This is a genomic window from Xanthomonas sp. WHRI 7065, assembly GCF_040203115.2.
Classification (GTDB): Bacteria; Pseudomonadota; Gammaproteobacteria; order Xanthomonadales; family Xanthomonadaceae; genus Xanthomonas; species Xanthomonas arboricola.
Genome location: NZ_CP168194.1, coordinates 3,327,477 through 3,351,767, shown reverse-complemented (window position 1 = coordinate 3,351,767; position 24,291 = coordinate 3,327,477). Strand labels below are relative to the sequence as shown.

Sequence of the window (24,291 nt, the reverse complement as noted above, 5' to 3'; positions counted from 1 at the left end):
GCAGCGGTATTGCCGCCTGCGGCCGACTCATTCGATGCGGCCGTTGCCGCGGGAGCACATGATGCAAACACGACAGTTGGGAAACAGCGGGCTGCAGGTGTCCGCGCTGGGCCTGGGCTGCATGGGCCTGAGTTATGGCTACGGGCCGGCGACCGCGCGCAAGGAGGCCGTCGGCTTGCTGCATGTGGCAGTGGAGCGCGGCATCACCTTCTTCGATACGGCCGAGGCCTACGGGCCGTTCGCCAACGAGGCATTGCTGGGCGAAGCGCTGGCGGCGCACCGCGACCAGCTGGTGATTGCGACCAAGTTCGGCTTCAAGGACGGACATGCCGACGCCGGGCTCGACAGTCGTCCAGAGCGGATCCGTGCGGTGGCCGAGGCCAGCCTGACGCGCCTGAAGACCGACCGCATCGACCTGTTCTATCAACATCGCGTGGACCCGGCGGTGCCGATCGAAGAGGTGGCCGGCACGGTCAAGGACTTGATCGCCGAAGGCAAGGTCAGGCACTTCGGCCTGTCCGAAGCCGGTGCCGATACCATCCGGCGCGCGCACGCGGTGCAGCCGGTGACGGCGGTGCAGAGCGAATACTCGCTGTGGTGGCGCGAGCCGGAAACCAGCGTCTTGCCAACGCTGGAAGCACTCGGGATCGGCTTCGTGCCGTTCAGCCCGCTCGGCAAGGGCTTTTTGACCGGCGCCATCCAGGCCGACACGCAATTTTCTGCCGACGATTTCCGTAATCAGGTGCCGCGCTTCGCTGCCGAGGCGCGTCAGGCCAACCAGGCGCTGGTCCAACGCATCCAGGCCATCGCTGCCGACAAGGGCGCCACCCCGGCGCAGGTCGCGCTGGCATGGTTGCTGTCGCGCAAGCCGTGGATCGTGCCGATTCCCGGCACTACCAAGCTGCATCGCCTGGAAGAAAACCTGGGCGGCGCCGCCTTGACCTTGAACAACGAGGATCTTGCGCGCATCCAGCAGGCGCTGGATGCGGTAGCGATCGTCGGCGAGCGTTACAGCCCGGAGCGACAGAAGCTGGTCGGTAAATAACCCAGCAATCAACCCCGCCAACCGACGCTGTCGTAGGAGCGCGCTCGCGCGTGATGGGGCGTTACCGACAAAGGCCTCGTCGCGCGCAGGCACGCTCCTACACGGGCGCGTCAGCGCACCAGGTCGTGCCGCAACGCATCGATCACCCCCTTCAACCCGCAAGCCGACGCTGTCGTAGGAGCGTGCCCGCGCGCGATGGGGCGTTACCGACAAAGGCCTCGTCGCGCGCAAGCGCGCTCCTACACAAGCGTGTCTGCGCGCCGGATCGTGCCGCACTGCGTTGATCACCCCTTTAAACCGGCCGCAAAACGACGCTGTCGTAGGAGCGCGCCCGCGCGCGATGGGCGTTATCGGTAACGCTTCGTCGCGCGCAGGCACGCTCCTACACGGGCGCGTCAACGCGCCAGGTCGTGCCGCAATGCGTCGATCACTACCTTGAGTGCGCGCGAGGATTGGCGGCGGCTGGGGTAATAGGCGTAATAGCCGTCGAACGGCTCGCACCAGTCCTCCAGCACGCGGCGTAGCCGGCCGGCGGCGATGTGCTCCAGCACCATGGTTTCCGGCAAGAACGCGAGTCCGCCGCCGGCCAACGCGGCACGCAGGATGGCGCTGCTGCCGTTGAAGGTCCATTGCCCGTCCACGCGCACCTTGACCTCGCGGCCGTCCTTTTCGAAATCCCAGGGCAGCAGGCCGCCATGGGTGGGCAGGCGCAAGCCGATGCAGTTGTGCCGGGCCAGCTCGGCCGGCGCGGCGGGGATGGTGTGGTGCACGAAGTAGCCCGGCACCGCCACCACCGCCATGCGCTGCATCGGACTGATCGGCACCGCGACCATGTCCTTGGCGACCTGGTCGCCCAGCCGGATGCCGATGTCGTAGCGCTCGGCAACGATGTCGGCCAGCCCGTAATCGACGGTGACCTCGATCTTGAGGTCGGGATAGTCGGGCAGCACGTTCGACAACGCCGGCCAGATGTAGGCATCGGCGGCGTGGCCGGCGGTGGTGATACGGATGGTGCCGGCCGGCTTGTCGCGGAAGTCGGTGAGCGCGGACAGCTCGTCGTCGATCTCTTCCAGCCGCGGTGCCACGGTGTCGAACAGGCGTGCGCCGGCTTCGGTCATCGACACGCTGCGCGTGGTGCGGGTCAACAGACGGACGCCCAGGCGTGTTTCCAGTGCGCGCACGGTATGGCTCAGCGCCGATTGCGAGACGCCCAGCTGCGCGGCCGCACGGGTAAAGCTACCCTCGCGCGCCACGGTGACGAAGACCTGCAGATCGTTGAGATTTTCCCGCGCCATTGCTTGCGACGGCCGACTCCAGCGCATGCGATTCATGCGGCTGCATCATGCGCGATGCTGCGTGATGGCTTCAAATCCGAGGTGTCACTGCCGCATTGATGCGCTGTGTTTCTAGGTGCATGCGCGGTTGCCCGGGTAGTGCCGGCGCGCACGCGCGCTACAGTGCAGGCACTTGGATCGAGGAGCACTGCCATGAATCTGTTCGCAACTGCGATGTCGCTGTCGATGATGGCCGCCGTCACGCCCGGCGGTGAAGAGCAACAGGCGATCAGGGTGAGCAAGGCCGGTGGCGCCGCATCTGCGGCCGGCCCGGCCGACTATTTCACCGGCAAGGTGCGCATCGATGCGCCTTTCCAGGCCGACGCGCCGGCGCGGGTGGGCGGCGCCACGGTGACCTTCGAGCCGGGCGCGCGCACCGCCTGGCACACCCACCCATTGGGGCAGACGCTGATCGTCACCGCCGGTGCCGGGCGCGTGCAGGAATGGGGCAAGCCGGCGCAGCAGATCCGCCCGGGCGACATCGTGTGGATTCCGCCGGGCGTCAAGCACTGGCACGGCGCCAACGCCACCGTGGCGATGTCGCATATCGCCATCGCCGAAGCGCAGGACGGCTCGCCGGTGACCTGGCTGGAGCAGGTCAGCGAGGCGCAGTACGCGGCCGAGTGACACGGCGCTCAACGATGACGTGGTGCGGTCTGCCGCGTCATCGTAGGTGATGCATGTCGCTTAGTGCGAGTGCGCATGACTGCACTCCACCGCGTAACTGCGCACGAATGAGCTTACGCCGCTTGTGTCGCAGCCTGTGCCCCGGCACGCAACCGTTGGGCGTCACGTGCGGGCGGCGCGCCGAGAATGCGTGCGTAGTCGCGACTGAATTGCGAGGCGCTCTCGTAGCCGACGCGGAAGCCGGCATCGGCGGCATTCAGCGCTTCGGCCAGCATTAGTCGACGCGCTTCGTGCACGCGCAGATGCGAGCGATATTCCAGCGGCGTCATCGAGGTGACCGCCTTGAAATGCGCATGAAAGGTGGAGCGGCTCATCGCCGACAGATCGGCAATCTGCTCGATGCGGAAGCGCTGTGCGTAATGCTCGCGCAGCCAGACAATGGCTTTGGAAATCTGATTGAGCCGGCTGTCGGCGATGGCCATCTGGCGGACCACCGCATTGGCCGGATCGGCCATCAGGCGATAGAGCACTTCGCGCAGGACCAGCGGCGCCAGCGCGGCGATCTCCTGCGGTTGATCGAGCAGACGCGCCAGCCGCACTGCAGCGTCCTGCAATGGCGGCGTGCTGTGGTTGAGCAACAAGCCGGCCTGGGCCGTATCGCGTTGCGGCTCGACCAGCTCCGGGTGGCTGACGGCCAGATCACTCAGCACCGCGGTGTCCAGATCCAGGCAGAAACACAGATACGGTTGCGCGGCACTGGCCTCGATCACCGAACCGACGATCGGCAGATCCACCGAGGCCACCAGATACATCTGCGGGTGATAGAGATACGCCGCCGCGCCCAGCATCGCCTGCTTGCGGCCTTGCGCCACCAAGCACAGCATCGGCGTATAGACCGTGGGCACCGACATGGTGGGCGAGGCGCTGCGCATGATCTGCAGCCCGGCAATCCGGGTGGCATGCATGCCGTCGCCGGGGGCATGGCGCAGCAGGATGTCGGTCATCTCGGTCAAGGCGGACATGCAGGACTCGGCAATGGCACCAGGCGGCGTGGCCGCGATGCCATCGATCGTACAAGACCCACTGTCATGTAGCCGGCATGTCTGTAGCAGAAGCGGGCAAGGGTAGCGCTGATTGGCGCCGGCACAGACGGTCAGGCCCACGCGCCCGGTGCCTCAAAACGGCAGGCCAGCCACGATCTGGCGCTCACATACGCGCCGTATCATGGGTGTCTGTTTCCGTGACCGCCCAGTCCCATGCCCGCAAAACGTTCGACCATCGCCGCACCGGCAAGCCCGGCCGACTGGAAGGCGCTTGAAGCTGCCGCCACGGCCGAACTTGCGCGCCGCACGGCGCAAGCGCATCAGCAAATCCTGGGATTGTTGAACACGCATGGGCATCTGCTCAGCGAAGCGCAGCGGCGTGGATTGCACAGGCGCTTGCTGCGTGCAGGGCGCTAAACGAGGGCGTTAGGGCGCCAAAAACATCCCTGACGCTGGAGCGACGGTGCCAACGAGCCGACCGCACGCATTTTATTTATTGGTGAGTCGAGTGTGCGGTGCCCTCACCACTTGCGGGACACGCCGTGAATCCATCCGTGGAGGCTCCTTGGCGGCATCCATGCCGCCAAGGGTCCCGCAAGCGGCGAGGACACCGCACCAGAAAGGTGGTCGGCGCTCGCATAAGAGCTGCTTGTCGCGCGATGTGCATTGGTCGTTGACTGTTGGGCCGCGCAGGTACATCGCTATCCAAATGCACATGACGCACTGCTCGTAGCTATGCGCACCGACCATCCCGACTGGTTGTCGCTCGAGATGCATCGGGTGTTGAGCTGGCGCATCGGCATCAAACAACGCGCATCAGGCACTGCTCTTAATTGTGCACCCCGACCATCCAGACAGGTCCTTGCCCGCCTACCGTCGCGGGACCTTACGCGGCATGGATGCCGCGTAAGAGCCTACACGGACGTACTTGCGGCGTGTCCCGCGATGGTGGGCGGGCAAGGGCCCTGCAGCCAAGCGGCAGATCGCCTGCTTTACAGCCGATCTGTCCGCAAAGGCGTAGATCGCCCGCTCTGCCTTGCGGCATGTGCTGCGATGGTGGGCGTGCAAGGGCCCTGCAGCAAACTCGCAGATCGCCGCCACCAGTGATCCAACAGCGCGACTCGACCGAATCCAGCCACTAACCAACCAAGATGTTGATTAGCAGCCACGCATCGATCCACGTCCAGCAAGGACCGGCAGACGCAAGCAACGCGCTCGCGTTCAACCGCCAAGCTCCCACGGCGGCACTTCGCCCAGGCGTTCCTGCAGAAAATCCACGAATGCACGCACACGTGGTGGCTGCAGCTGGCGCGCCGGCATCACCGCGTTGATCTGCGAGGTTGGCGGCGGGTAATCGGGGAGTACTTCGACCAACCGGCCATTGCGCAGTTCTTCTGCGATATGCCAGTACGAATGCAACGCGATGCCCTGGCCGGCGACGGCCGCATCGCGGATCAACTCACCGAAATTGCTTTCGAAGCGGCTCTGCATGCGGACGCGTACCAGGCCGCCCTCCGGCGTTTGCAATTGCCAGACATCCTGGCGGCCGTCGCGGCCCATCAGCAGCACGCCGGCATGCCCGGCCAGGTCGTCCGGCGTGCGCGGGGTGCCATGGCGCTGCAGATAGTCGGGCGAGGCGGCGAGGGTGCGGCGGTTGTCGGCGATGCGCCGCGCTACCAGCCCGGAGTCGTCCAGCGGGCCGATGCGGATCGCCAGATCGAAGCCTTGCCTGACCAGGTCCACCAGGTCGTCGCTCAGGTGCGCACTGATGTGCACGCGTGGATGACGGGCCTGGAATTCCGGCAGCAACGGCGACACGTACTGCCGCCCGAACGAGGCCGACATGGTCATGCGCAGGATGCCGCCGACCGCGTGTGCGCTCTCGCGCAGATCGTCGGCCAGCGCATCCAGATCCTGCACCAGCACGCGGCCGCGCTCGGCCAGGCGCTGGCCTTCGGGGGTCGGGTGCAGCCGGCGCGTGGTCCGGTGCAGCAGGCGCACGCCCAGGTCGCGCTCCAGACGCTTCAGGCGCTGGCTGGCGACCGCCACCGACAGGTCCAGGCTGCGCGCACCTGCAGTGATCGAGCCGGAATCGAGCACGCGCAGGAACAGCGCGATATCGCCGAGGCGGTCCATGCGATTCTCAATGATTGGTTGATAGTGAATCAGGATAACAGGGGTTTTTGCTTAGGACCCCGGAGCGCAGGCTGTTGGTTGTCTTCCCTGGTCCATGCCCATGTCTGCTTCCGCGCGTTCTTCCCGTTTTCCGCCAGCGCTGCTGGCGCTGACCATCGGTGCCTTCGGCATCGGCACCACCGAGTTCGTGATCATGGGCCTGCTCCAGCAGGTGGCCACCGACCTGGGCGTGTCGCTCAGCGCTGCCGGCCTGCTGATCAGCGGCTATGCGCTGGGCGTTTTCGTCGGGGCGCCGGTGCTGACCCTGGCCAGTGCGCGGCTGCCGCGCAAGGCGGTGCTGGTCGGCTTGATGGCGATCTTCACCCTGGGCAACGTGGCCTGCGCGCTGGCGCCGGATTACACCAGCCTGATGGTTGCGCGCGTGCTGACCTCACTGGCGCACGGCACCTTCTTCGGCGTGGGCGCGGTGGTGGCGACCTCGCTGGTCCCGGCCGAGCGCCGGGCGTCGGCGATCTCGCTGATGTTTGCCGGCCTGACCGTGGCCACCCTGCTGGGCGTGCCGGCCGGCGCCTGGCTGGGTCTGCAGCTGGGCTGGCGGGCGACGTTCTGGGCGGTTGCGGTCGTCGGCGTGCTGGCCACGGCCGCGGTAGCGCTGTGGGTGCCGGCGAACGCAGGCGCGGCCGCGCCGGTGTCGTGGCGCCAGGAAGTGGCGGTGCTGGGGCGCGGGCAGGTGCTGCTGGCCCTGGCGATCACGGTGGTGGGCTATGCCGGCGTGTTCGCAGTGTTCACCTATATCCAGCCGTTGCTGGTGGACGTGAGCGGTTTTGCGCAGACGGCGGTGTCGCCGGTGTTGCTGGTCTTCGGCGTCGGCATGATCGTGGGCAATCTGCTGGGTGGGCGTCTGGCCGACCGGCGCCCCACCGCCGCGTTGCTGGGCAGCCTGGCGGCATTGGTGGTGGTGCTCGCCGCGATGGGCCTGGTCCTGCACAACAAGACTGCGATGGTGGTGTTCGTCGGGCTGCTGGGCGTGGCCGCCTTCGCCACCGTGGCGCCGCTGCAGTTGCGCGTGCTCGAGCATGCACGCGGTGCCGGCCAGAACCTGGCCTCCAGTCTCAATATCGCCGCGTTCAATCTGGGCAATGCGCTGGGCGCCTGGCTGGGCGGCGTGGTGATCGCCACGCATGCCGGCCTGGTCGCCACGCCGTGGGTTGCCGCGCTGTTGAGCGCGCTCGGCCTGGGCATCGCGTTGTGGAGCGTGCAACTGCAACGCCGGCGTGCCGCCGCGCCGGGCGTGTGTGCGCAGGCGGGTTGATTCGTTTTTTAGGCACGAGCGCAGTAACCGCGCAACCGGCAACCCTGCGCGCTCGTGCGGGTGATCGGCGAGCGGCGCCTGGCATCGCGCATGGCCGGATCGACCGGCAGCGCGCGGATTTTCTTTCGGTTTCAAGGAGCATTGCGATGGAGACACGTTTTCTCGGCCGTTCCGGTTTCAAGGTCCCGGTGCTCGGTCTGGGGGCCGGTACCTTTGGCGGCAAGGGGCCGCTGTTTTCTGCATGGGGCGATACCGATGTCGCGCAGGCGCAGCGCATGATCGACCTGTGCCTGGAGGCGGGCCTGAACCTGTTCGACACCGCCGATGTGTATTCGGACGGCGCCTCTGAAGAGATTCTCGGCCAGGCGTTGCAGGGCCGCCGCGATCAGGTGATCCTCTCGACCAAGACCGGTCTGCGCCTGGGCGATGGGCCCAACGACGCCGGTGCCTCGCGCTTCCGCCTGTTGCGTGCGGTGGATGCCTCGTTGCGACGCCTGCGCACCGACTATATCGATCTGCTGCAGCTGCATGCCTTCGACGCGATGACGCCGATGGAAGAAACCCTGTCCACGCTCGATGGGCTGGTCCGCGCCGGCAAGGTGCGCTACCTGGGCGCGTCCAATTACGCCGGCTGGCAGCTGATGAAGTCGTTGGCGGTGGCCGATGCGCAGGGCTGGAGCCGCTTTGTCGCCAACCAGACCTATTACTCGCTGGCAGGGCGCGACTACGAATGGGAGCTGATGCCGTTGGGCATCGACCAGGGTGTGGGCGCGGTGGTGTGGAGTCCGCTGGGCTGGGGGCGCCTGACCGGCAAGCTGCGCCGCGGCCAGGCATTGCCGGAACACAGTCGCCTGCATGCCACCGCGGCCGCCGGGCCGGCGATCAGCGACGAGCGCCTGTTCGACATCGTCGATGTGCTCGACGCGATTGCCGACGAGACCGGCCGCAGCGTGCCGCAGATCGCCATCAACTGGCTGCTGCAGCGGCCCACCGTGAGCACAGTGCTGATCGGCGCACGTGACGAAGTGCAGCTGCGCCAGAACCTGGGTGCGGTGGGCTGGTCGCTGACGGACGCGCAACGCGCGCGCCTGGATGCGGTGAGCGCGGTGGAGCCACCGTATCCGTATTACCCGTACTGGCGCGGGCACTTTGCCGAACGCAGCCCGCTGCCGGTATGACGCGGGCTGCGCCATCGCGCCACGCTGCTGTCGGTTGGCGGCAGCGTGGCCTCCCTCACCGTTGCCGCCTCACAACGGCCGTGCCGCGCGCGTAATCACCTCGGGCATGATCGCGCCCACGCCTTTGCTGCCTTGCAGCTGTTTGCAGTTATCCAGTGCGGTGGCCACCGAGTCGTAGCCGATCATTGCGCTGCCATCAATGGCCGAGGAATAGATCAGTGTGCCGCCGGTACGTGAGGCCAATCCAGCGGCGATGGCCGGCGTGGTATTGAACAGTTTGATCGAGGAGCCCAGCAGGATCAGTTGGCCGCTGCGCGTTTCGAGCGCTGCGGCCACGCGCGGGGCTTGCCCGGCAGGAACCACGGCGGCCGTGCGTGCGGCCGTGCCGGCATCGAGATAGATCGCGTAGCGGTCGAAGCGTGCAACTGGAGCGTCTGTGGTGGTTTGCGACGCCTGCGCCGCGCGTGCGGCGGTCGTTGCAGGCGCACCGTCGGCCAGCCTGATCACTGCGCCGGGAATCAGCCGGAAGCTGCTGCGTCCCGCAGCGATGGTCGGCCCGGTCGCCGCAGCGTGCAGGCGTTTGCTGTCGACCAGCTGCGCCGACGCGGGAGCGCAGACGCCGGCTGCAACGACAACGAGCAGCGTCAGTAAGGATGTCTTCATGTCAGTGGCCCACCACGCGCATTTCGAATTCCTCCAGTTGCTCCTTGCCCTGGTCGGCGAGCATGTCGTCGACCTCCAGCGTCCAGCGCCCGGCCGAGGGTTCGTCCAGGAAGGCGTTGCTCGATGTCAGCCAGACCACGGTGCCGTCGGGGGCCTGATCGAGTGTGGAAAACGGCGTCATCACCGTGCTGCGCGTGCCGCTGGGCGACACCAGCACCACCCGCAGGTGACTGGGGTCCTTATGGGTGGCCGAGAAATACAGTTGCACGCCTTCCACCTTGAAGGATTGGGTGATGTTCAATGACAACCTGGCCGGTGCCGCGACACCCCCGATGGTGCTGCTGTTGCCTTCATACACTTTCCAGCTCGTGTCCTGCAGGGCGGGCAGCGAGGCGAAGTGCATTGCACGTTCCACAGCCGCGGCGGCGTCGACCAGCCCGAAGCCATACCAGTTGCTGAAACGATGGCCCGCCGCATTGGTGACCCAACCCGGGTCGATCACGGTGCCGTTGTAGAGGGCCTTGGGTTGAGTTGGGTCGACCTGGGTCGCGGTGGTTGCCAGGATGTATTTGACATCCCGCAGGGTCAGCTGCGGATTGGCGCCCAACATCAAGGCCGCCACGCCCGCCACGGTAGGCGATGCCGCCGAGGTGCCGTTCATGCGCGCGGTGTAGTTGCACGATGCATCGATCTTGGAGCGGCTGCTGTCGAGCGCGTTCTGCATCTGCCGGGTGCGATCACGGTTGTTGCCCGCTGCACAGCCGCTGAGGTCGGTGGTGACGATTGCGGCCTTATAGAAGCGCCGCAGCGGCAGAAGGTTGGTGAGCCCATAAGAGGGCCGGGCCGTTTCCGGGTGCGGATCGAAGGCGCGCTGAAACCCATACTCGCCACCCAGCCCGGAGACCCACAGTGCAGAGCCTGGAGATGAGTACGACGCCCGCACGCCATCGGCGTTGACGGCACCGGCCACGATCGTGGTGATCAGGTTGTTGAACTGGTCGGTGTTGGCCAGTGCGCAGCCGACACCGAGCTTGCGGGTCTGGTCTGCACAGCGATCCACCGGATTGCCCTGTGCATCGTTCTCGATAAGGGCAAAGAAGTCATTGCCGGCAGCCTTGACATACACCCCGCCTTTCCCGCCGCGCTGCGCCTGCATCAGTCTTTCGAGCGACTGTTGTTCGTCGACTTCGGTGTAGGGATACGCGCGCGACGAACCACCCCAACTGTTGTTGAACACCTCCATGGCGCGCCCTTCCGGCCCGTCGCCCCAGGCGTAGCGAATGTCGACGTACTGCTTGCTGCCATCCGGCTCTGCAATTGCATTGAAGCCTGCCAACCTGGCCTCCGGTGCAACGCCACGTCCGCCGATCCCGTTCCATCCGCGCTCGGCAATGATGCCCGCAACTGCGGTGCCGTGGTCGCTATCGATCTCGCTCGCCGGTGGCGTCGGGTCGTTGGAGCCGGTCAGGAAATTGCGCGAGCCGTTGGCGACGATATTGTCGACCAGGTCCGGGTGTGCGATCTCCAGGCCGTCATCGATCACCGCAACCTTGACGCCTGCGCCGCGGATGCCCAGTGCGTGCAGGATATCTACGTCCAGGTCCACGCCGGGCAGCGGGCGTCCATCGCCGAACACTGGCTGGCCCTGATTGAGCAGATGCCATTGGTAGCGGAACAGTGGGTCGTCGCCTTGCTGTGTTGCGGCGTTGGCCGCTGCGCTGAACACATGGGCATCCCCGTGCTGGCTGGCATACGCCAGGCCGCATGCGGCGAAGCAGGCAAGTGACGCCGAAGTAAGCATCATGTATTTCATGTCAGTGCCCCAGGATGCGAAGCTTGAAGTCTTGCAGTGCCGCAGTAATCGCCGGCTCGGTCATGTCGGTCACTTCCAGCGTCCACACGCCTTGCGCCTTTTCGTCCAGGAAGGCATTGCTGGACGTCAGGTCGATATAGAAGCCGGTTTTTGCGTACGCCGAAGCATCGAGCGCTGAAAAGGGCGTGAGCACATAGCTGCGTGTGCTGCTGGGAGATTCCAGGACCACGCGCAGATCGGTCGGGTTGCGATGCGATGTGGCAAGCGACAGTTGCACGCCTTCCACCTTCATTGCTTGCGTGATGCGGATGCGCTGCTTGGCCGGCCGCGCCGGTCCGCCAATCTGGCTTGGGGCGGCAGTGGACGCAATCCAACGAGAGTCTCGCACTGGAGGAAGCGGCGTGAAGTCGCTAGCTTTGTAGACCGCCTCGGCACCATCGACCAGGCCGAATCCATACCAGTTGCTGAAGCGATGTCCGGCCGCATTGGTGATCCAGCCCGGATCGATCACGCTGCCCTGATATGTGGCGCGCGGTTGTTGTGGGTCGACCTGGCGCGCGGTGGTGGCCAGGATGTACTTCACGTCCCGGGCACTGAGGCTGGCATTGACGCCCAGCATGAGAGCGGCGACGCCGGACACGGTTGGCGCGGCGGCGGAGGTGCCGTTGAAGCGGGCCGTGTAGTTGCAGCGGGGGTCGATCTTCGAACTGCTGGTATCCAGCGCATTGGCCGGATCAAGACCGCGATCTTGGTTGTAGCCTGCCGAACAACTGCTCAGGTCGGTCGTCACCAGCGCGGGGCCATACGCAAAGGGCACTGCATCAGGGGGCAGGCGTTCGCCCGGGTCAGGGACGAAGGCGCGTTGCATTCCTATCAGTCCGCCAAGACCAGACACCCATAGCGCGGAACCGGGTGAAGAATACGCTGCGCGTTTGCCGCTGGCATCGACGCTTGCGACGGTGATGGTGTCAAACAGGTTGTTGAGTGGGTCCAGATTGGCCAGTCCGCAGCCGACCCCTGCCGCGCGGGCGCGCGGGCCACACAGATCGCGCATGTTCCAGTCCTGATCCGGCATCTGCAGACTGAGGAAATCGTTACCCCCGATCTTGACGTAAACCGCTCCCAGTCCACCGCGGGTCGAGCGCATCAATGCCGCCCATGACGCTTGCTCCTGTTGCGGAAAATCCAGGTAGAACGAGGCCGGCTGGCCCCAGCTGTTGTTGAAGATATCGATGTTTCGACCTTCCGGCCCATCGCCCCAGGCATAGCGCACGCTGGCCAGGTTCCTGGACGAGTCGCGGGCGTCGAAATCGAACCCCGCAAGCCTGGCTTCGGGCGCCACGCCGCGGCCACCACGCCCGTTCCAGCCAACGGCCGCGACAATGCCCGCGACCGCAGTGCCATGAGACAGGAAAGGGTCGATGGGCGTCACGTCATGGGAGCCGGTCTCGAAGTTGTACGAGCCGTTCGGAATGATGTTGTCGGCTAGATCTTCATGACCCAGTTCCAATCCGTCATCCACCACGCCGACGCGGATGCCTTTGCCACGAATCCCAAGGGAATGCAGGACATCCACATCCATATCCACGCCCGCAACCGGGCGGATGTCGCCGATGACCTGCTGCCCCTGATTGGAGATGTGCCACTGATACCGCACCAGCGGGTCGTCGGCATCCGTACGCAAGGCGGTGACCGGAGCGGCGGCCACCGCCGTGTACAGTGGGGCGCCGATCAGCAGCGCGCCAACCATGGCGCTGCGGTGATGCTTGCGAACACAGCTCATGCTGTTCTCCGATCGATGGTCGAATGCGTGTGAGCGAGCAAGGCAGCGATGGCAGGTACGCCTTCGCTCGATTGCCGCGTTGTAGATGGATGCGTCCGCAGAGCGGCCCGCCGCGCGCGCGCTCGACGGTCGCTCGGAGGTCTGCTACATCGGCTGCATGACCGACTGTTGCACCACCAGCGCCGCCTGCGTGCCGGGCGTGCTGGCGCGCAGACGGGTCAAGGCCTGCTGCGTCTGTTCGATCGACGGATAGGCAATCACTGCGCTGTTGTCGATCGTCGAGGCGTAGACGACGCGCCCGCCGGAGCTGCGTGCCAGTGCACTGACAGCGCTTGGCGTGGTGTCGGTCAGCTTCAGCTGCGGCTGGACCAGTACGACGCGTCCATTGCGTTCGTTCACCGCTGCGGCGATGGCGCGTTCTGCCGAGCCCGTGGATGTGGATGCAAGCCTGGACGCGCCACGTGCAGCGCTGGTTGACGGAAGGACGATGGCATAGGGGCCGATTCGTGCGGCAACATTGCCATCGATTGCTGCTGCGCTGCTTGCGCGCACCTTGGCGGCAGATGCGGGAGCGGCGTTTAAGCGGTCGTTCGGCAGTGGGTCGGAGACCACGACGCCGGGCAGCATGCGATAGGTATCGTTCCCGGATTGGAATCGCTCGCCGGTGGCCGCTGCGCTGAGCGCCTGGGCGTCCATGTACTGGCCGGCATGCGCGAACCCGCACGCGGCCAAGGAAGCAACAAGGACCGAAGTAAGGAGAATGCTTTTCATGTCAGTGCCCCAGGATGCGAAGTTTGAAATTCTGCAGCGCCGCGGTGGTTCGCGGCTCGGTCATGTCGGTGACTTCCAGCGTCCACACGCCTTGCGCCCGCTCATCGAGAAAAGCGTTGGTGGAGGTGAGATCGATGTAGAACCCGGTCTTCGCGTATTCGGCCGGATCCAGTACCGAGAACGGGGTGACGACGTAGCTACGCGTTCCGCTGGGCGACTCCAGCACCACGCGCAGATTGGCCGGATTGCGGTGCGAGGTGGCCAATGACAGCTGCACGCCTTCCACCTTCATTGCCTGCGTGATGCGAATGCGTTGTTTGGCTGGTCGTGCAGGTCCACCGATCTGACTTGCAGCAGCGGTGGATGCAACCCATTGCGTGTCGCGTACCGGAGGCAGGGGCTTGAAATAGGTCGCCTCGTAGACGGCTGCGGCGCCGTCGGCCAGGCCGAAGCCATACCAGTTGCTGAAACGATGGCCGGCGGCATTGGTGATCCAACCCGGGTCGATCACGCTGCCCTGGTAGACCGCGCGCGGCTGCCAGGGATCGATCTGGCGCGCGGTCTTGGCCAGGATGTACTTAACATCGCGGGCGGTCAGGCCGGGGTTGGAGCTTAGAATCAGCGCTGCGACACCTGAGACGGTGGGCGCAGCGGCAGATGTGCCGTTCATCAACGCGCTGTAGTTGCAGGATGCGTCGATCCTGGAGGTGCTGCCGGCGAGCGCGTTTTCGACCGTCGCGCCATCCACATTGTCGCCAGCGCTGCAGCCGCTGAGATCGGTGGTGACGATGGCCGGATCGTAGACGAACGGCGCGGTCTCGGGGGAGGCGGTCTGCGCCACGTTGGGAGAGAACCTGCGCTGGTATCCAAACTCTCCGCCCAGGCCGGAGATCCACAACGCCGAACCGGACGACGAGTAGGAGGCGCGCTTGCCGGTGGCGTCCACGCTGGCGACCACGATGGTGGCGGGAACATTGTTGAGTGGATCGACATTGGCGAGCACGCATCCGACATTCAAGGTGCGCGACAGTTCGCTGCAAGCATTGACGATGTTGCCCTCTGCATCGCGGATGCGAAAACGCCTGAAGCTGTTGCCGGCTGACTTGATGTAGATGCCACCCAGCCCGCCGCGTGTCGAACGCATCAACGCTTCCCAGGACTGACGCTCTTCCAGCGGAAAGTCGGGGTAGCTGGCCTGGGTCGAACCCCAGCTGTTGTTGAAGATATCGATGGTGCGTGCTTCGGGACCATTGCCCCAGGAATAACTGACTTCTGCGCCGCTGCCGGCCGAGTCGCTCCCCAGAAAATCGAAGCCTGCAAGCAAGGCTTCGGGCGCAACGCCGCGACCGCCACGGCCATTCCATCCAACCGCAGCGATGATGCCCGCCACCGAGGTGCCGTGACCGAAATCCGGGTCGGTGGGGGTGGGGTCGTGCGACCCGTTGCCGAAATTGTGCGAGCCATTCGGGAGGATGTTGTCGCGCAGATCTTCGTGGCCGATCTCCAGGCCGTCGTCCACTACGCCGACGCGGACGCCACGGCCGCGAATGCCCAAGGCATGCAGCAGATCCACATCCATATCGACCCCGGGCAGCGGACGGCTGTCGCCGATCACGGCCTGTCCCTGGTTGGAAAGGTGCCATTGGTAGCGCAGCAATGGATCGCTGCCCAGTGCGCTGGCCTTGGAGCTGGCGGTGGCGGTGGGAGCGGTCACTGGCGTGTCGGCCAGTGCCGAGAGTGGCACGCTTGTGATCAGTAGGGCAGCGATCAACAGCGCGAGAGGGCACCTGCGATAAGGGTTCATTCCGTTTGAGTCCAGTCAAGGGTAGGCACGATCGATACGACACAGTTCCCCGTCCGGCCGATCAGGCGATCGACCAGCGCAATTGCTTCAACAGAGTCAGGCCGTGCCTATCGAGCCCGAATCAGACGCGTCAGCAAGCGTAGAAAGTGAATCCATACGGCAGCGGCCGCGGCGAGCAAAACCGATCAGGCAGCGCCGAACAGATGCGCTTGGCCGTGCCAGCACGCCGTCAACCTCAGGTGGAGTTGAATCGTGCGTGCAGGAGAACCACGCGAAGAGGCAGCAACAGGGTGCATGTCCGTGTATCCCGAAAGAGCCAGTGGTACGCATCGGTCCCACACGCTGGACGGATGCGGCCGGGTCATCAGTCGGCTCCCCCGTGCGCGTCCGCGCAGCCGACGCTGGCAATGCGAACGCCTTGCCAGCGATCCGATTAGAGATGGCGCAATCCGCGCTCGCAACCCGAGCGCCAGATGACCGGCGCGTGATCCGTTGCGCACTTCATGCAGGACATGCCGATTCACGCTCGCGATGCGACGTTTTTCGCACAGGATTGGCCGCGATCTGTTGCGAGCTATCAGTTTTTCATTGACAGAAAGCATCGCGATGCGCGGATTTGCTTCGCATCCGGCGCGGGGCAGCACGCGAATTGCGGCGGTGCTGCGCAGGGGGCGCAGTCATGCGATGCCCCACGATTCAGTACTGAGACGCTGTATGCGGGCGTGCGGGTGGCATCGCCTGTGCCGCGCCAATAACCCGCATCGTTAACTGCACAGTGGCACAGGTGTTCCCGGTGCACACATGTGCTGTGGCAACAAAAAGGCGCCGATCCCACGTGTGTCCAGGACCGACGCCGTGATGCCTCGCTGTCTTGATCCTGCCACCTACCAGCGATACGCCACCGACATCTGGTACTGCCGTCCGGCGATCGGCCGGCCCATGAAGACGCCGCCGGTCGCTGCACCCGGTACACGCACATTGCCTTCGGTCAGGCCCAGCGTGTCGGTAACGTTGCTGCCGCTGGCGGTTACTTCCCAGTGCTCGCCCACATGCAGGTTGGCGCCGATGTCGAGCATGTCGTAGGACGGCAGCCGCTGGCTGTTGGCCAGGTCCGCAAAGCGGTCGCCGATGTAGGAATAGGTGGCAAACACCTTGAGGTCGCCGAACGGCAGCATCCAGTAATAGCTGGGCGTGATGCGGAACTGGCGCTTGGGCTGGCGCATCACCTGGTTGCCGGTGAACTCGCGGTAGTTGCGGTACTTGGCATCCAGCCACACCCCGGTGCCGGCCAGCTCGAAGCCGCCGAACGGGCGGATGGCGCCTTCCACTTCCAGCCCGCGCGCACGCGAGTCGCCCACGGTGGTGAAGTTCTCACCATTGGCCAGGAACGCCTGGAACGGCGAGTTCTTGAAGGTGTTGTAGAACGCGGTCAGGTACAGGTCGTAGCTACTGGCACCGGACTTGAGCCCGAGTTCGTACTGATCCACTTCCTGCACGCGATTCTGGCCATCGCGCAGATTGTCGAAGCCGGGGAACTTCACCCCCGAGTTGACCCGCGCGAACAGGCTGTTATGCGTATCGAGCGTGAAGTTCAGGCCCGCCGTCCAGGAGAACGCCTCATCGTCTTGGTCGATGCGGCGCGTGCTGGCCAGTGCCAGCGAGGTGGCGTTGTCGTACAGCGTGGCCGGGTTGCCGTCCAGATCAACGGTGGCGGTGTCGTGCACGTCGCCGGTGACGCTCTGGCGCTCGTAGCGGGCGCCCAGGTCCAGGCGCAGCCACGCGTTGAGCTCCCATTCGTCGGCGACGAAGGCGGCGATGTTCTCGCCATCGTAGTTGGCGCGCAGGTTGAAAAACGCGGTGCTGGTGAAACCCTGGCGCGTGGCCTGCTGGCCGTTGTCCAGCGCCAGATCGATACGACGCGCGTTGTTCTGCGCGGTGAGCAGCATGGTGTTGCCCAGGTACCAGGTGTCTGCCGAGGAATATTTGGCGTAGTACGCGCCCACGGTGAGCGTGTTGCCCGTAAACAATTCGCGGCTCAGGCGCAGGTCGTTGGTGACCGAATTCAGGCGCTTGTCCACCGACCACCAGCCGGCTTCCAGCACCTGCTGATTCGGATCGACGCCGCCGCCGCCATTGGTGAAGCTACCGCTGCCGGTAGTGCTGTAACTGGCGATGAAATCGCTCAATCGCACCGGCGCATCGCCGGTGAACAACGCATAGGTCGGCGCGCTGCCGCTCATCACGTTGAAGCGGTCGGCAATGGTCCAGTCACCGGTCTCCCAGTTCAGTTCGCCGCCGAATACATCGATGTTGACGCCGCGGCCGTCGGCCAGATCGCGGCGGATGGTCTGTCCATCCGGCCCGACCAGCAGGTCGACATTGCGGAAGTCGCGGCCGAGCAGAGTGCCGGTCTGCGCATTCAAACCGGGGAAGCTGGACAGGTCGTTGCCGTTGTTGCGCGACAGCAGCGGAATGGCGGTATAGAAGGCATTGTTGTCGTCGGTATGCCGCGCGTAGAACGACAGCTCGCCACTGTCCCAGCGCTTGCTCAAGGTGGCGCTGAACTGGCCACCCTTGTCGGCGGAAAACTGCGGGTCGCGCACGCCATCGGTTTCGCGAAAGAAACCGCCCACGCTGTAGTACCAGCCGTTGCCCATCGGCCCGCTGTTGAAGACGTCGATGCGGCGCAGCGCGTTGTTGCCGCCGGTCAGCCGCACGCTGCCTTCGGGCTCGTCCTGGCCTTTTTTCTGGATGAAGTTGACCGTCAGACCCGGCTGGCCGTTGGAGAAGATCGGGCTGGAGCCGCCACGCAATACCTCCATGCGCTCGACCGTGTCGTCGACGCGGAACAGCGTGGAATTTTCCAGGAACGACAGGGTCGGCGGCGGAAACAGCGGCGAGCCATCCAGTTGCATGGTCACGAACGGCGCATCGCCTTCGGATGGCATGCCGCGCACGAAGATATTGGCGCCGGTGCCGCCGCCGCTGGGCTCGGCCCATACGCCGGGTACGATCTTCAGCAGGTCCGCAGTGCTCTGCGGCACGGCCTGCTGGATCTGCTCCGGGCTGGCGGTGGTGATCGAGAAGCTGGCATCACGCTTGGCTAGGCCCTTGAAGCGCGCGGTGCCGCTGACGATCACTGCATCCAGCGTGGTGGCCTCGCTGCGCGGCTCGGCGGTGGACGTCTGCGCGTGCACGGCAGGCGCAAGCAGGGCGCCGATGGCAAGGGACAGGGCATAGCGGGGCATCGATGCGGTCATGAAAGCTCTCCTGGGATGACGTCACAGCTGGCGGCAATGCGCGCAATCGTGCACGCGCCGCCAAAGGGTGACCGGCAGCACGTCACAGGGGCCGGTCGCGCAACGCAGCGACACACGTCGCGCTGTTGTTCTAACGGAGTTGCCGGCAAAAGCTGTTGTGCGCTGCGGCACTCGGTGCAGGCGATGTGCTCGCTATTGATCAATGCGGCAAGGCGCCAGACAGCGCGTGCGCAGTGCACGTGTGTCGCTATCGGGCTGCGTGTGGGGCCGTTCAACGCGCACCACAGCGGCAGCCGATGCGATCCATCGTCGCGGCACGATGGCCTTTGCGCATGTGCTGCCAGGCACCATGCAATGGCACAGCGATCTCGCTGCACGCAGGCCGATAGGCAGGTGCGCGCTTGCGCCCGTTTTACGCTGCTGCGCGTACCGGCGCGGCTTCGCGGATTGGCAGGTTGATCAGTGCGGCGATGACTGCCAGCAGCATGTCGGCGTACCACATCCAGCTGTAATCGCCGAAGCGCTCCAGCGCCAGCCCGCCCAGCCACGCCCCGAAAAAGCCGCCGATCTGGTGCGACAGCAAGGTCAGGCCGAACAAGGTCCCCAGGTAGCGCGGGCCGAACAGTTTGCCGATCAAGCCCGCCGTCGGCGGCACCGTGCCCAGCCAGGTAAAGCCCAGTGCCGCGGCGAACAGGTAGAAGGTCAGCGGCGTCGGCGGCGCGATCAGGTACAAGCCGATCAGCACCGCACGGCTGGCATACAAGGCGCACAGCAGCCACTTCATGCGGATGCGTTCGCCGAGCTTGCCGGCGACCAGGCTGCCGGCCACGTTGAACAGGCCGATCAACGCGATCGACACCGCCGACACGCTGGCGGGTAGGCCGCAGAGCGCGATCTCGCCGGGCAGGTGCGTGACCAAAAACGCGATATGCACCCCGCAAGTGAAAAAGCCCAGATGCAGGCACCAGTAACTGCGGTCGCGCATGGCAACCTGCAGTTGCGCACGCAAGCCGATGTCGTCGTCTGCGATCGGCGTGTGCGTGCTCGGCGGCGTCGATCTACGTCGCAGCGGCCAGGCCAGCGGCAAGGTCAGCAGGGAGATCATCGCCAGCCCCGTCATCGCCCTGGCCCAGCCGGCGGCGCCGATCATCAGCTGCACCAGTGGCGCAAACACGAACTGGCCGAGCGAGCCGCCGGCATTGATCAGCCCGGCCGCGAACGAACGCCGCTCCGGTGCGAGCCGGCTGGCAGTGGCACCGATCAGCACCGAAAAACTGCCGGCGCCCGCACCGGCGGCAGCCAGGATGCCCAGCGAGACGATCAGGCCCCACTCACTGGCCAGCCACGGGCTCAGCCCAAGGCCCAGCGACAACAGCACGCCGCCGAACAGCAGCACCGGCAGTGGCCCGCGCGCATCGGCGATCGCGCCGAACACTGGCTGCACTGCGCCCCAGACCAGTTGCCCCACCGCCAGCGCGAAGCTGATCGACGCGATGCCGATCCCGGTCTGGCGATGGATCGGCTCCACGAACAGGCCGGTAGTCTGGCGTGCGCCCATCGTCAGCATCAGCATGGCCGAGGCGATGAGCAGCAATCCCCACTGCGCGCTGGTGCGGGCGCTCGCAGAGGTATTCATGGCGCTGCCTCCGCGTCCAGGGCCGCATCCAGTTGCATCAGGGTGGCGTGCAACTGCGCGGTGGAGACGCTGCCGAACAGCGTTTCCAGCTGCGTCTGCGCGCGTTGCCAGTGCGGCAGGGCGCGCACCAGCAGCCCGCGCCCACTGCGGCTCAGTACCACCAGTTTCTGGCGCGCATCCTCGCCGCGACGTACCCGCACCCAGCCCGCCGCCAGCAGCGGCTTGAGATTGCGAGTCAGCGTGGTGCGATCCATGCCCAGCGAGTGCGCCAACGCGCCCAACGGCTGTGCGCTGACCAGCCGGCGCAGGATCGAGTATTCGTTGAGGCTCAGGCCCACCTGCGCCAGGGCATGGTCGTACAGCTGCGAGGTGCGCCGTGCGGCGCGGCGCAGCTGGAAGCAGGTGCAGGGGCTGGTCCCGGACATGGCGATGCTCCACAAGGATGCTCGCACTTTGCGTGCATATGCACCTATTGGCAAGCGCATGGCGAACGTTGGGCGCTTGTCCGTCGAAGCAGGATCGATCGAGTCTGCGCGGGAAGACCACCCGACCCGCTGCAACGACGGCGCTGGCACATGCATTGGTGCGTACCGGGCAGCGTCGGCTATCGGCCGACGTCGGCAAGCGGCCTCGGTGTGATCGGTCAGCGGGGCGTCGAGCCAGCCAGTGCAATGCATTGCATCGGCTCGTTACAGGGAGCGATGTGGCGCAGAACAACCATTGCCATGCAAATGCGCGCAGCACTGCAGAACGCCGAGACCGGCAGCCCCGCCGCCGGACATGACGAGGCCGCCCGAAGGCGGCCTCGCTTATGACGGCGGGAGAGAGGTACCGTCAGAAGAACAGGCGCACGCCGAACGAGGCGCTGCGGCCGGGAAGCATCACATCGTCCTTGAGGAAGGAGGTGTGCACACGTGCGTCCTGGTTGGTCAGGTTGTTGCCGTCCAGGAACACTTCCCACGCGTTGCTGCCACGGTCCACGTGGTAGGCCAGATGCGCATCGACGAAGGTATAGCCGTCGGTCGGGGTTTCGTTCACCGCCACCTTGTCCTGCTTCATGGTGCGGGTGGCGCCGAGCGAGGCGCGCCATGCATCGGCGTTCCAGCGCATCTGCGCGCCGACCCGGCCCGGGGCGATGCGCGGCAGGTTGCCGCCATCCTTCAGGCGCGCACGCACGGTGTCGCCGAACACGCGCAGATCCCACGCGCCGGTGTCGTTGTCGGCCAGATGGAAGGTGGCCTCGCCCTCGAAACCGTGGAAGACCGCATCGTTCTGCGTCCACTGGCGGATCGGCAGGAAGTCGTTGTCTTCTTCGTTGAACCATTGGCCGCCGGTATCGACGATGTAGACGAAGTCGTTGTAGCGGTTGTAGTACGCGGCGATCTTGGCATCCACCCATGCGTTCTGGAAGTTCAGGCCCAGCTCGGCCTGGTTGGCCTTCTCGGTCTTCAGATCCGCATCGCCGATCTCGTAGGCGAGGGTGGCGATGTGCGGGCCGTTGGCGAACAGCTCTTCCTCGGCCGGTGCGCGTTCGGCGTGGTCGAGGTTGGCGGTCAGGCGCCACTGTTCGTTGAAACGGAAGCCGCCGCTGGCCGAGAAGCTGGTCGGGGTGAAGTCGCGGTCCACGCCGATGTCGGTGCGGTACTTGACCTTGTCCACGCGCGCGCCGACTTCGGCGGTGACGCGCTCCCAGCTGTTGCGGGCAACGCCGAACACGCCGAGCGAGCGGGTGTCGGTCTTGGGCACGAAGGATTCCTCGCCAATCGCCTGGAAGGTGGTGTCGCTGCCCTGCAGGCCGAACGCGGTCTGCCAGCCGCCGCCGAAGGTGAAGGAGGCTTCCACGCGGCCTTCGTTGGCGCGCTTGGTGAACACGGTGCCGACTTCGGCGCCTTCGAACTCGGTGTGCGCGTAATCGGTGTGGCCGAAGCTGTAGCGCAGCGCGCTGCCTTCGCCCCAGGGATCGGTCAGCCCGCCCTTGAGGTCGTAGCGGTCCTGCTGCAGCTTCAAGGACACCCCGCGCTCGCCGATCGTCGGGTCGCCCGGCTCGCCGGGGTTGCCGTAGTTGTCGCGGAAGCGCGAGGCCGACAGGCCGACGAAACCCCAGTCGCCGGACAGCGAGGCGCCGACCGAGCCGACCTTGGAGTCGATCCAGCTGTTGAGCTGGCGCCCCTGCGGGGTGTCGTAATCGTTCTGGTTGCGGTACACGCCGTCGGCGTGGATCGACAGGCCGCTGCCATTGCCGGCATCGACGCGGAACATGTCGGTGTTGCCGTCCTTGTCGCCGCCGTCGAAGCGCACTTCGGCGCGGCCGCTGAAGCCGTCCACCGGGGTTTCGGCAATGCGCCCGTCGACCACGTTGACCACGCCGCCGATCGCGCCGGAGCCGTACAGCAGCGTGGACGGGCCCTTGAGCACCTCGATCTGGTTGGCCAGGAACGGCTCGATCGCCGGCGAGTGGTCCTGGCTGACCGTGGACACGTCCTGGGTCGACAGGCCATCGCGCAGCACCGCCACGCGCGGGCCGTCCAGGCCACGGATGATCGGCCGGCCGACGCCGGGGCCGAAGTTGGAACTCTGCACGCCGGGCAGGCTGGCCACGGTCTCGCCCAGGCTGGAGCTGCGCACCTCGTCCAGACGCTCGCCGGCCAGCACCTCGACCGGGCGGCTCAACTCGCCGGCCGCATCGCGCAGCGGGCTGGCGGTGACCACGACCTTGTCCAGGTCCTTGATATGGCGGCCACTGGAAGCGGTGGCGTCGTGGCGCGTGTCCGAGCTGGGCGGGGTCTGCGGGTCGGCAGCTGCCGGTGCGTCCTCGGCCAGGGCCAGGGCGGGCGTCAGCAGGCTGGTCAACGCCAGCGAGAGCGTGGAGCGGCGGAACGAGAAAGCGAGGCGAGGGTGCATGGCGGGCCGGACTCTGTGATTGTTACTGTATATCAATGGTAAGGCGCAGCTTGGCTGCTGTGCCGACGGCAGGACCCGCTCACTTGCGCGATGCAGCGGTGCGGGTCTGGAACAAGGAAGATGTTATATTATTCCACGTCGCCGCGAGCCCCTGCTGGAAGTCATGCCTCTACCGTCCCTTCGCCATGTGCTCGACCGCTTCGGTGCGACCGGTTCGCTGCTGTGCGCCGTGCATTGCGCGGTACTGCCGCTGGTACTGGCCCTGGCCCCGTCGTTGGGCCTGTCGTTCTGGCTGGGCGATGGGGTCGAACTGGCCATCGTGGTGTTCGTGACGCTGCTGGGGCTGTTCAGCCTGGTGCTGGGCTATCGCCGCCACAAGGCGCTGCACGCGCTGGCGCTGTTGCTGCCGGGCTTGCTGTTGTTGTGGGCCGGCCTGCTCTATGACCCCTTGCACCACGCGGTGGTGCCGCATGCGGTGGTGATGACGCTCGGTGGCGCGCTGGTCGGCATCGCCCACCTGGTCAACCTGCGTCTGAACCACGGGCATGCCCACGTCCACGACGCCAGCTGCGCACACTAGCCCGGGCTGCGCGGGCAGGGCCTACGTGGTAGGCTTGCCGGCCTTGCGCGAGGGCGCCGCCGGCGTAAACCTCGCCAGACCCGTGTTCAGCGCGGGGATTTTGTATTCAGTATTCACATTCAGGAGTCGACGAACATGGGTAAGGGTGACCGCAAGACCGCCAAGGGCAAGCGCTACAATTCCAGCTACGGCAATTCGCGTTCGCACGCGGTGAGCAAGGTTGTCGTGGGTGCAGCTGCCCCGGTTGCCAAGAAGGGCGTGGTCAAGGCTCCGGCCAAGAAGGCTGTGGCCAAGAAGACCGTTGCCAAGGCCGGCTGATCCTTAGCCCGCTTCGCGACACCAGAACGCGGCGCTTGCGCCGCGTTTTTTTATGTCCGGCATCGGCGCAGACGCGCGCTGCAGCGC

At 65.8% G+C, this 24,291-nt stretch carries 19 protein-coding genes; 7 read left to right on the top strand and 12 right to left on the bottom strand.

Going from position 1 to position 24,291, the window contains the following annotated elements; translation table 11 throughout:
- Nucleotides 1–61: 61 nt before the first annotated feature.
- Nucleotides 62–1,045, top strand: coding sequence for an aldo/keto reductase (locus tag ABQY64_RS14055; protein ID WP_349780052.1), 984 nt, complete (start codon nucleotides 62–64; stop codon nucleotides 1,043–1,045).
- A gap of 395 nt (nucleotides 1,046–1,440) precedes the next feature.
- Here the strand turns inward: ABQY64_RS14055 and ABQY64_RS14050 are convergent, their stop codons facing one another.
- Nucleotides 1,441–2,340, bottom strand: coding sequence for a LysR family transcriptional regulator (locus ABQY64_RS14050; protein WP_047126857.1), 900 nt, complete (start codon nucleotides 2,338–2,340; stop codon nucleotides 1,441–1,443).
- Between the two features lie 192 nt (nucleotides 2,341–2,532).
- Between ABQY64_RS14050 and ABQY64_RS14045 the strand changes: the two genes are divergently transcribed.
- A complete protein-coding gene (locus tag ABQY64_RS14045) occupies nucleotides 2,533–3,006 on the top strand; it encodes a cupin domain-containing protein (RefSeq protein ID WP_024939905.1) in 474 nt (157 codons plus the stop codon).
- 113 nt (nucleotides 3,007–3,119) lie between these two features.
- Here ABQY64_RS14045 and ABQY64_RS14040 read toward each other — a convergent pair whose 3' ends face one another.
- Complete coding sequence (locus ABQY64_RS14040) at nucleotides 3,120–4,028, bottom strand: AraC family transcriptional regulator (protein ID WP_211914071.1); 909 nt, start codon at nucleotides 4,026–4,028, stop codon at nucleotides 3,120–3,122.
- 234 nt (nucleotides 4,029–4,262) lie between these two features.
- Here ABQY64_RS14040 and ABQY64_RS14035 point away from each other — a divergent pair, with 234 nt between their 5' ends.
- A complete protein-coding gene (locus ABQY64_RS14035) occupies nucleotides 4,263–4,466 on the top strand; it encodes a hypothetical protein (RefSeq protein ID WP_039522385.1) in 204 nt (67 codons plus the stop codon).
- Between the two features lie 804 nt (nucleotides 4,467–5,270).
- Here ABQY64_RS14035 and ABQY64_RS14030 read toward each other — a convergent pair.
- The gene (locus tag ABQY64_RS14030) at nucleotides 5,271–6,185 is read right to left on the bottom strand and encodes a LysR family transcriptional regulator (protein ID WP_047126854.1); all 915 of its coding nucleotides are present in this window, start codon (nucleotides 6,183–6,185) and stop codon (nucleotides 5,271–5,273) included.
- Nucleotides 6,186–6,285: 100 nt separating this feature from the next.
- Between ABQY64_RS14030 and ABQY64_RS14025 the strand changes: the two genes are divergently transcribed.
- Both ABQY64_RS14025 and ABQY64_RS14020 read left to right on the top strand, forming a co-directional pair.
- Complete coding sequence (locus ABQY64_RS14025; RefSeq protein ID WP_016902330.1) at nucleotides 6,286–7,497, top strand: MFS transporter; 1,212 nt, start codon at nucleotides 6,286–6,288, stop codon at nucleotides 7,495–7,497.
- Nucleotides 7,498–7,643: 146 nt separating this feature from the next.
- Nucleotides 7,644–8,675 carry an aldo/keto reductase gene (locus ABQY64_RS14020; protein WP_349780053.1) on the top strand — a complete coding sequence of 344 codons (1,032 nt, stop codon included), beginning with the start codon at nucleotides 7,644–7,646 and terminating at the stop codon, nucleotides 8,673–8,675.
- Nucleotides 8,676–8,744: 69 nt separating this feature from the next.
- Here the strand turns inward: ABQY64_RS14020 and ABQY64_RS14015 are convergent, their stop codons facing one another.
- The 9 genes from ABQY64_RS14015 to ABQY64_RS13975 all read right to left on the bottom strand — a co-directional run bounded on the left by ABQY64_RS14015 (nucleotide 8,745) and on the right by ABQY64_RS13975 (nucleotide 23,306).
- On the bottom strand, nucleotides 8,745–9,338 hold the full coding sequence (locus tag ABQY64_RS14015; RefSeq protein WP_349780054.1) for a hypothetical protein: 594 nt from the start codon (nucleotides 9,336–9,338) through the stop codon (nucleotides 8,745–8,747).
- Nucleotide 9,339: 1 nt separating this feature from the next.
- On the bottom strand, nucleotides 9,340–11,151 hold the full coding sequence (locus tag ABQY64_RS14010; RefSeq protein WP_374151299.1) for a S8 family serine peptidase: 1,812 nt from the start codon (nucleotides 11,149–11,151) through the stop codon (nucleotides 9,340–9,342).
- A gap of 1 nt (nucleotide 11,152) precedes the next feature.
- On the bottom strand, nucleotides 11,153–12,901 hold the full coding sequence (locus ABQY64_RS14005) for a S8 family peptidase (protein ID WP_349780125.1): 1,749 nt from the start codon (nucleotides 12,899–12,901) through the stop codon (nucleotides 11,153–11,155).
- A 177-nt stretch (nucleotides 12,902–13,078) separates the two neighbouring features.
- Nucleotides 13,079–13,705, bottom strand: coding sequence for a hypothetical protein (locus ABQY64_RS14000; protein WP_349780055.1), 627 nt, complete (start codon nucleotides 13,703–13,705; stop codon nucleotides 13,079–13,081).
- Between the two features lies 1 nt (nucleotide 13,706).
- Complete coding sequence (locus ABQY64_RS13995) at nucleotides 13,707–15,476, bottom strand: S8 family peptidase (protein WP_349780056.1); 1,770 nt, start codon at nucleotides 15,474–15,476, stop codon at nucleotides 13,707–13,709.
- A gap of 917 nt (nucleotides 15,477–16,393) precedes the next feature.
- Nucleotides 16,394–18,769 carry a TonB-dependent receptor domain-containing protein gene (locus tag ABQY64_RS13990; RefSeq protein ID WP_349780057.1) on the bottom strand — a complete coding sequence of 792 codons (2,376 nt, stop codon included), beginning with the start codon at nucleotides 18,767–18,769 and terminating at the stop codon, nucleotides 16,394–16,396.
- 412 nt (nucleotides 18,770–19,181) lie between these two features.
- Entirely contained in the window at nucleotides 19,182–20,405 is a 1,224-nt protein-coding gene (locus ABQY64_RS13985; protein WP_349780058.1) for an MFS transporter, read from the bottom strand.
- Nucleotides 20,402–20,830 carry a MarR family winged helix-turn-helix transcriptional regulator gene (locus tag ABQY64_RS13980; protein ID WP_349780059.1) on the bottom strand — a complete coding sequence of 143 codons (429 nt, stop codon included), beginning with the start codon at nucleotides 20,828–20,830 and terminating at the stop codon, nucleotides 20,402–20,404. Before ABQY64_RS13980 ends, ABQY64_RS13985 begins: the two co-directional genes overlap by 4 nt.
- 409 nt (nucleotides 20,831–21,239) lie before the next feature.
- Nucleotides 21,240–23,306, bottom strand: a complete 2,067-nt coding sequence (locus ABQY64_RS13975) for a TonB-dependent receptor (RefSeq protein WP_039522357.1) — start codon at nucleotides 23,304–23,306, stop codon at nucleotides 21,240–21,242.
- Between the two features lie 163 nt (nucleotides 23,307–23,469).
- Here ABQY64_RS13975 and ABQY64_RS13970 point away from each other — a divergent pair, with 163 nt between their 5' ends.
- Nucleotides 23,470–23,886, top strand: a complete 417-nt coding sequence (locus ABQY64_RS13970; protein WP_024939915.1) for a MerC domain-containing protein — start codon at nucleotides 23,470–23,472, stop codon at nucleotides 23,884–23,886.
- A gap of 135 nt (nucleotides 23,887–24,021) precedes the next feature.
- On the top strand, nucleotides 24,022–24,204 hold the full coding sequence (locus tag ABQY64_RS13965) for a 30S ribosomal protein THX (RefSeq protein WP_016904806.1): 183 nt from the start codon (nucleotides 24,022–24,024) through the stop codon (nucleotides 24,202–24,204).
- The last annotated feature ends 87 nt before the right edge of the window (nucleotides 24,205–24,291 follow it).